Source organism: Myxococcus sp. CA039A, from assembly GCF_013336645.1.
In the GTDB taxonomy this organism is placed as follows: domain Bacteria; phylum Myxococcota; class Myxococcia; order Myxococcales; family Myxococcaceae; genus Myxococcus; species Myxococcus llanfairpwllgwyngyllgogerychwyrndrobwllllantysiliogogogochensis.
This window is the reverse complement of the sequence record NZ_JABUMQ010000411.1, coordinates 1-8,574: the sequence shown is the minus strand read 5'-3', so window position 1 is coordinate 8,574 and position 8,574 is coordinate 1. Positions and strand designations below refer to the sequence as shown.

5 protein-coding genes and 1 pseudogene are annotated in these 8,574 nt (G+C 66.9%); all 6 read right to left on the bottom strand.

The annotated features are described in order from the left end of the window. Nucleotides 1-309: pseudogene (locus tag HR086_RS41740) on the bottom strand (hypothetical protein); the annotation flags it as partial. 71 nt (nucleotides 310-380) lie between these two features. Then, a complete protein-coding gene (locus HR086_RS41735) occupies nucleotides 381-899 on the bottom strand; it encodes a DUF507 family protein (protein ID WP_141648986.1) in 519 nt (172 codons plus the stop codon). 134 nt (nucleotides 900-1,033) lie between these two features. Continuing rightward, nucleotides 1,034-2,974, bottom strand: coding sequence for an excinuclease ABC subunit UvrC (uvrC, locus tag HR086_RS41730; protein WP_174468404.1), 1,941 nt, complete (start codon nucleotides 2,972-2,974; stop codon nucleotides 1,034-1,036). Between the two features lie 12 nt (nucleotides 2,975-2,986). Beyond that, nucleotides 2,987-5,080, bottom strand: a complete 2,094-nt coding sequence (gene uvrB / locus HR086_RS41725; protein WP_141648988.1) for an excinuclease ABC subunit UvrB — start codon at nucleotides 5,078-5,080, stop codon at nucleotides 2,987-2,989. A gap of 84 nt (nucleotides 5,081-5,164) precedes the next feature. Then, nucleotides 5,165-6,862, bottom strand: a complete 1,698-nt coding sequence (locus HR086_RS41720) for a M28 family peptidase (protein ID WP_174461896.1) — start codon at nucleotides 6,860-6,862, stop codon at nucleotides 5,165-5,167. A 44-nt stretch (nucleotides 6,863-6,906) separates the two neighbouring features. Further along, the gene (cysS, locus tag HR086_RS41715; protein WP_174468403.1) at nucleotides 6,907-8,385 is read right to left on the bottom strand and encodes a cysteine--tRNA ligase; all 1,479 of its coding nucleotides are present in this window, start codon (nucleotides 8,383-8,385) and stop codon (nucleotides 6,907-6,909) included. Nucleotides 8,386-8,574: the final 189 nt, after the last annotated feature.

Genomic DNA, 8,574 nt, shown 5'->3' with positions numbered 1-8,574 from the left:
GGCCTGGGCGGGCGGGAAACCGGCCTGGGACAGCTCCACCCGGTAGTCGGTGGCCCCCAGGCGGAAAGACGCGGAGAAGCTCGCCTTGTCGCCGTACGTGGCTTCGGGGGCGTCGACCCGGTCCTCGACGGTGAGGTCCGCGCTCCCTCGGCCGCTTTCGGCCAGGTCCGTGAAGGGCAGCGGTCCTTGGATGAAGAAGGCGTCCGGCTGCTCGGTCCGCGCGCTGGCCTGCCGGCCCTCGAACGTGAACCCGCCTGGCCCCGCGGCCAGCAACCCGGACAAGAGAAACACGGTGAGAGGTCCCGCCATCGACGCTGCCTCCTTGTAAAACAAGGTAGGCAGCGGAGCGGGGAACGGCAGTCCCCTCTCCCCCAAGAAAACTAGATGAGGCCTCGAGCCCGGCGGATCTGCTCCACCGTCTTGTTGTACTCGATGTCGAAGGCGCTGGTGCCCTCCTGCAGGTGCTTCAGGCGGGAGCGAGCCTCCTTGTCGATTTCATCATCCACGTCCAGGTGCCGCTTCATCACCGCGAAAATCTTCTGACGCAGCGAGTTGTCGGCCGAGTAGACCTCCTCCACGTTCCGGCTGATGAGGAGGAATTCGATCATCTGGTTGATGACGTACTCGATGCCCTCGTCGCCCATCTTGAAGCCGCGGACATCCGCCATCTCGCGCTTCACCTGGTTGAACTTGGAGTAGTCATATCCGCGACGCTCCAACGCCTCGCGCGTCGCCTGGTTCACACGCTCTTCATTCGCGAGGTACTCACGCATGATGGCCGACAGGTCCATCTCGGCGTCCGCCACGCGCATCGGCTCCACCTCGATGTCCCCATCCTGCATGAGCTGCTGAATCGCCTCTCGCGAGATGATCGGGATCACCTTCGGATACAGCCTCATGTCGGTCCCTCGCCCTCTTTGGACGGCTCGAATCGTCAACCGCTATAAATCAGCGCCGAGCCCAGTCGCAATTAAAAACCCCAGGAACGTCGCGGTTCCAGCGCACTTCCCCCGCAGTCCGAAGTGGAAATTAATCACGCGGCACCGGGTGGCGACCCTCCCTGCGATTTTTCGTTCGCCGGTTCGACGGCATCGTCGAGGGATGCTTCCCGGACAGGGTCTTCCTCCTCTTCGTCGGGGTGTCCGTGAAGCCCCGCATGGACACGCTCAGCGACGGCGGGGCCCACCACGTCGGCCAGCTCCTCGATGCTCGCCTCGCCCACGCGCTTGAGTGAACCGAAGTGCCGCAAGAGCGTCTTGCGCCGCACCTCCCCCACTCCCGGGATGTCCTCCAGCGCCGAACGCACCCGACTCTTGCGCATCACCTGCTTCTGGAAGGTGATGGCGAAGCGGTGCGCCTCGTCCCTCATGCGCGTCAGCATGAACATCTCCGCCGAGTTCTGAGCCAGGACGATGGGGTCCTTTCGCCCCACGACGAACACCCGCTCGGGGCTTCGAGCGCTCTCCGCATCCCGGTCGAAGACCTCCAAGTCGCGGCTCTTGGCCAGGCCCACCACGTCGACGGAGTCCACGCCCAGGTCCTTCATGGCCGCGTGCGCGCTCGCCAGCTGCCCCTTGCCGCCGTCGATGACGAGCAGGTCCGGCAGGTCGCCGTCCTCCAGCCCTCGCTTGAGGCGCCGCGTCACGACCTCGTACATGCTCGCGAAGTCGTCCTGCTTCTCCAGCGTCTTTATCTTGTACTTCCGGTACCGGGACTTGTCCGCGTCGCCATCCGTGACGGCCACCTGCGAGGCGACGATGGCGGAGCTCTGGAAGTGCGAGATGTCGAAGCACTCCATGCGGCGCGGAAAGTTCTTGAGGTTCAGCCGCTGTTGGAGGCGTGAGAGGACCTGGTCCGTCTCGTCCTTGGTGCGGCGGCGCTCCACGAAGGCCTGTTCGGCGTTCTTCACCGCCATCTGCACCAGTTCGTGCTTCTCCCCCCGCTTGGGGACCAGCACGCGCACGCGCTCGCCCTTCCGCTCGGAGAGCAGGCCTTCGAGTCCGTCGGTGCCGTCCTCGGGGTCCAGCGGAAGCAGCACCTCCTCCGGCACGAAGCTGCCCTGGTCGTAGTAGAGGTTCACGAACGAGGCGAGCAGCTCCTCGTTGGGGAACTCCTGGTTGCCGAAGGGGAACGCCTGGCCGCCGTTGAGCCGGCCCTGCCGCACCCAGAGGACGTAGAACATGATGCGGTCGCCTTCGCGGAACAGCGCGAAGACGTCCTGGTCCTTGAAGTCCGTGGTGGCGATCTTCTGGCGCTCCAGGCTGCGCTCAATCGCCAGGAGCTGGTCTCTGACCCGCGCGGCCTCCTCGAACTTCAGCTCCTGGGCGGAGCGCTTCATGCGCAGGCGGAGACCCTCCACCAGTTCGCTGGCCTTGCCCTCCAGGAACATCACCACTTCGTCCACGCTGCGGTGGTAGTCGTCCTCGGGCACCGGGTGGACGCAGGGCGCCGGGCAGCGGCCGATCTGGAACAGCAGACAGGGCCGCTTGCGGTTGGCCAGCACGTGGTCCGTGCAGGTGCGCAGGCGGAAGTAGCGGTTGATGATGCGCAGCGTTTCGCGGATGGCGCCCGCGCTGGAGTACGGGCCGAAGTAGCGCGCGCCGTCGCGCTCGTACTTGCGGACGACTTCCAGGCGCGGGTACGCGTGGGTGCGGTCCAGGCGCAGGGAGATGAACTGCTTGTCGTCCTTGAGCAGGACGTTGAAGCGCGGCCGGTGCTTCTTGATGAGCTCGTTCTCGAGGAGCAGCGCCTCCTTCTCGTTGTGGACGAGCACCGTCTCGAGGTCGCCGAGCAGCTCATCCAGCAGCGACACGAAGACGCGCGTGTCCCCGGTGCGCGTGAAGTACGAGCGCACGCGGCTGCGCAGGTTGATGGCCTTGCCCACGTAGATGATCTGCCCCCGGCGGTCCTTCATCAGGTACACGCCGGGCTCGGTGGGAAGGGCGTCGAGCTTCTCCTGGAGCTTCACGTCCATGGCAGACGCCTCCTAACGGCGCCCTCGCGCCCGGCCGCCCTTGCCCCGTCCACGCTTCGGGGCTTCGTCCGGCGCCTTCGTGGGCCCCTTCAGCAGGAAGCGCGAGGCGGGCTTGAGCCCCAGGTCCATGTCCTTGAGCAACTGGACCTTGTCCCGGTACTCGGCGGCCTTCTCGAACTCCATCGACTCGGCGGCGCGCTGCATCTCCTCGGTGAACTCCTTCACCAGCCGCCGGATCTCCTTCGCTTCGAGCAAGTCGTCCTCACCCTCGGCCGCCATGGGCAACGTGCCGCCGCCCTCCGCGTCGTAGGCGTGGTCGGAGAAGTTGAGGATGTTGCTCTTGATGGAGCGAGGGGTGATGCCGTGAGCCTTGTTGTGCTGCCGCTGGATTTCGCGGCGGCGAGTCGTCTCCTCCAGCGCCTTCTTCATCGAGTCGGTGATGGAGTCCGCGTACATGATGACGCGGCCATTCAGGTTGCGCGCGGCGCGGCCGATGGTCTGGATGAGCGACACGTGGCTGCGCAGGAAGCCCTCCTTGTCCGCGTCGAGGATGGCGACCAGGGACACCTCGGGGATGTCCAGGCCCTCGCGAAGGAGGTTGATGCCCACCAGCACGTCGAACTCGCCCTTGCGCAGGTCCCTGATGATGGCCATGCGCTCAATCGCGTCGATGTCCGAGTGCAGGTAGCGCACGCGCACGCCCACGTCCGCGTAGTACTCGGTGAGGTCCTCCGCCATGCGCTTGGTGAGCGTCGTCACCAGGACACGCTCGCCGCGCGTGACACGCAGGCGGACCTCCTCGAGCAGGTCATCCACCTGGTTGCCAACAGGGCGCGTTTCGACCTCCGGGTCCGTCAGGCCGGTGGGGCGGATGATCTGCTCCACCACCACGCCCTGGGACTTCTGCAGCTCGTACTCGGAAGGCGTCGCCGAGACGAAGACGGCCTGGGGCACCAGCTCCTCGAACTCACCGAACTTCAGCGGGCGGTTGTCCAGCGCGCTGGGCATGCGGAAGCCGAAGGTGACCAGCGTCTCCTTGCGCGCGCGGTCTCCCCGGTACATCGCGCCAATCTGCGGCACCGTCTGGTGGCTCTCGTCGATGAGGACCAGCAGGTTGCGCGGGAAGTAGTCGATGAGGCACGGGGGCGGCTCGCCCGTGGCGCGGCCGGAGAAGTGCCGCGAGTAGTTCTCGATGCCGTTGCAGTAGCCGACCTGTTCAATCATCTCCAGGTCGAACATCGTGCGCTGCTCCAGCCGCTGCGCCTCCAGCAGCTTGCCCTCGCGCTTGAACGTCTGGAGCTGCTCGGACAGCTCGTCGCGGATGGTCTGCAGCGCGCGCGTGCGCACGTCCTCGCCCGCGACGTAGTGGCTGGCGGGGAAGATGACGATCTTGTCCAGCGTGCCCAACGTGACGCCGCGCAGCGGGTCGAACTCGGTGATTCGCTCCACCTCGTCGCCGAAGAAGCTGATGCGCACCGCGCGCTCCTCCTCGTAGGCGGGAAACACCTCCACGGTGTCGCCGCGCGTGCGGAAGGTGCCCCGGTGGAAGTCCATGTCGTTGCGGTCGTACTGGCCCTCCACCAGGCGGCGCATGAACGTGTCGCGCCCCATCTCCCCGCCCACGTCCACGCGCACCGCCAGGTCCACGTAGCTCCGGGCCGCGCCCAGGCCGTAGATGCAGGACACGCTGGCGACAATCACCACGTCGTCGCGCGTGCGCAGCGAGTGGGTGGCCGAGTGGCGCATCCGCTCGATGTTGTCGTTGATGGACGAGTCCTTCTCGATGAAGGTGTCCGACGACGGGACGTAGGCCTCGGGCTGGTAGTAGTCGTAGTACGAGACGAAGTACTCGACGGCGTTGTTCGGGAAGAGGCTCTTGAACTCACCGTAGAGCTGGGCGGCCAGCGTCTTGTTGTGGGCGATGACCAGGGTGGGCCGCTGCACCTTGGCGATGATGTTCGCCATGGTGAACGTCTTGCCGGACCCCGTGACGCCCAGGAGCGTCTGGTAGCGGTCGCCCCGAAGCACGCCCTCCGTGAGCTCGCCAATGGCCCTCGGCTGGTCCCCCTCGGGCTGGTGGTCGCTGACGATCTGGAACTCAGGCATATCCGCGAGGTTTAACACCCTCGCGGGGCGAAACACTGGACATTTGTACCCGCCCGTCGAGCGGCGGACGGAGCGCTTCCAGCCCTACTTCGATGCCCCCTCGGAGGGCGGCGTCCGGGGGGCCTTGAGTGCCTCCAGCGCCTCCAGGCGAGCGGCCTCGAACTCGTCCCCCTTGTTCCAGCGCGGCAGCTCCGGAGCGCGGGCGACATGGGCCCCCAGCAGGAAGAAAAGGCGTGCGTCCTCCACCGCGCCCGTCATGTCCCACTCCGGGCGCAGCTCGTCGGACGGCTGGTGGTAATGCTTCGCCTCCCAGGCCTCGCGCTGCTGGCGGCCCCATCCTTCCGGGCGACCGATGAAGTCCATGCCGCTGCCGAAGTAGGCGGCGGGGATGCCGCGCCGCGCGAAGTTGAACTGGTCCGAGCGGTAGAAGAAGCCCCGGTCCGAAAGCTGGTCCGCCTTCACCACGCGGTTCTGCGTCTTCGCCAGCGCGGTGATGACGCCATCCAGGTTGGACTTGCCCAGGCCAATGACGGTGATGTCGCGCGTGCGGCCATGGATGTTGGCGCCGTCGATGTTGACGTTGGCGGCGATGCGGCCGGCCGGCACGGGCGGATGCTCGGACAGGTACTGCGAGCCCAACAGCCCCTGCTCCTCGGCCGCCACGGCGGCGAAGAGGATGGAGCGGCGCGGCGCCTGCGGCATCGCACGGTACGCCCGCGCCACCGCCAGCATCGCGGACACGCCCGCCGCGTTGTCGAGCGCTCCGTTGTAGATGGTGTCCTCACCTGGCTTGCCACCCTCCTTCTTGCCCAGGTGGTCATGGTGCGCGCTGTAGAGCACCACCTCGCCGGACAGCTTCGCGTCGCTGCCGGGCAGCATCGCCAGCACGTTGGCCGTGGGGCGACGACGGACGTCGTTCGCGAAGCGCGTGGACACCGTCACGCCCAGCGGCACCGGCTGGAAGTCGCGCGACTGCGCGGCGGCACGGAGCGTCTCCAACTCCCGCCCCGCGAGCTGCAACACCCGGCGCGTGGCGTCCTCGGTGGCCCAGGCCTTCACTTGAAGACGGGGGCCCGACGTCGCGGGCAGCTCGAACTGCTCGCCCGTCCACGACGACTGCACCACCTGCCACGGGTAACCCGCGCTGGCCGTGGTGTGGAGGATGATGGCGCCCGCCGCGCCCACCTTCGCCGCCTGCTCGTACTTGTAATCCCAGCGGCCGTACCAGAGGCGCGTGCGCCCCCCGAAGAGCCGGGGATCATCCTCCGGGTCGCTGTTGAGGATGAGCAGCGTCTTGCCGCGCAGGTCCATCCCCTTGAAGTCGTCCCACGCGTACTCGGGCGCCTGGATGCCGTAGCCCACGAAGACGAGCTCGGACGCGTCCAGCTTCGCCTCGGGCACCTGCACGCCCGACACCGCGATGAAGTCCTCGTGGAACTTCAGCTCCGCGGCGCCCAGCGGCGCGCGGATGGACATCGTCTCCGGATGGCCGGTGACACCCACCAGGTCGAACGGTTGGAAGAACGTGCCGTCGGTGCCCGCGGGCTTCAGCCCCAGGGCCTCCAGCTGCGCCGCGATGTACGCCTGCCCCAGCGCGTCGCCCCGGGTGCCAGGGCCTCGACCCTCGAGCAGGTCACTCGCGAGGAAGCGCACGTGCGCGCGCAACACATCCGGGTCGATGCTGCTCGCGGCGGCCTTCTCCGCGGGAGTGCTCAAGGGCACTCGCTGGGCGAGCGCGGGAACGGACGTCAGGGCCAGGAACAGTGACAGCACATGCTTCATGGTGCCCCGAGCCCTAACACGAAGGCCCGGGGCACCGCAGCCCTTCAGCCCTGCGCGGTCGCCACCTTCCACGAGGTGCCGCCAGCCGTATCCATGATTTCCACGCCCTTCTCCTTCAGCGTGGCCCGCACCCGGTCCGCCGCGGCGAAGTCCTTCGCGGCCCGAGCGGTCGTCCGCTCACCGAGCAGCCGCTCGACCTCCGCCACGTCGATGCCGCGCTCGCGCACCGCGCGCTCACGACGGCGCAGGAGCCACGCGCTCGGGTCGTCTTCGAACAGGCCGAGCACACCGGACACCTTGCGCACGTCCTCACGCAACGCCTGAAGCGTCCGCCCCACCATCGGCTTGTCCTTCACCGGCGGCTTGTCGGTCAGCTCGTTCATCAGGCCGAAGAGGCCGGACAGCGCGCCCAGGCCTCCCGCGCTGTTGAAGTCGTCGTCCATGGAGGACTCGAACTCCGCGAGGAAGCGGTGCGGCTCGCCGTGGAGCGCTCCCGTGCCGAAGTCCTTGCCCGTGAGGCGCTCGTCCACCTTGCGCAGCGTCTCGTAGAAGTACTCCATGCGCGCTTCCGAGTCGGCCAGGGCCTTGTCGGAGAAGCTGAGCGGATGGCGGTAGTGCGTGGAGAGGAAGAAGAAGCGCAGGGCCTCCGCGTCCACCTTCTCCAGCGCGTCGCGCAGGCGCACCACGTTGCCCAGCGACTTGGACATCTTCGCGCCTTCGAGGTCCAGGAAGCCGCAGTGCATCCAGTACTTCGCGAACTGCTGCCCGTTGGCGGACTCGCTCTGCGCGATTTCGTTCTCGTGGTGGGGGAAGATGAGGTCCAACGCCCCGCCGTGGATGTCGAACGTCTCGCCGAGGTACTTCGCGCTCATCGCGGAGCACTCGATGTGCCAACCAGGACGGCCGAGCCCCCACGGGCTCTCCCACGCGGGCTCTCCTGGCTTGGCGCCCTTCCACAGCGCGAAGTCGAGCGGCTCGCGCTTCTGATCTCCCGGCTGCACGCGCTCGCCAACGCACAGCTCGTCCAGGTGTCGCTTGGACAGCTTCGCGTAGTCCTTGTCGGCGCTCACCGAGAAGTACACGTCACCCTGGGACGCGTAGGCGAAGCCCTTGTCCACCAGCTTCTGGATGATGGCGATGATTTCGGGAAGGTGGTCGCTCACCTTCGGCTCCACGTCCGGGTCCTGCATGTGGAGCGCCCGGACGTCCTCGTGGAAGATGTCCACGAAGCGCGCGGCCAATGCCACGGGGGCCTCTCCCGTCTCGTGCGCGGCCTTGATGATCTTGTCGTCCACGTCCGTGAAGTTCCGGACGTAGCGAACCTTCAGGCCCCGGTACCGGAGATAGCGGACCACCACGTCGAAGGACGTGAAGGTGCGAGCATTCCCGATATGAATGTAACTGTAGACGGTAGGACCACAGACGTAGACCCCGACGCAGCCCGGGACAGCGGGCTCCAGCAGCTCCTTCTGCATGGTCATCGTATTGAAGAGCCGGATGGGTGGGGGAGTCACTTGCGCCATTCCTCCTGAGGGGTCCGTCTTTGTGCGTGTGGCCGCCACTCTAGATTCGCGGTCCCTGAACAGGCCAGCATTCACGAGGTCCTCGGTGCCGGGATGACCCCGGAATCCACCGGACCTGGACAACTTCGGACGACCCGGGCCTGAGAACCTTCCAGCCGGTCCTCAATCAGCGAGAATGGTGTTCATGGC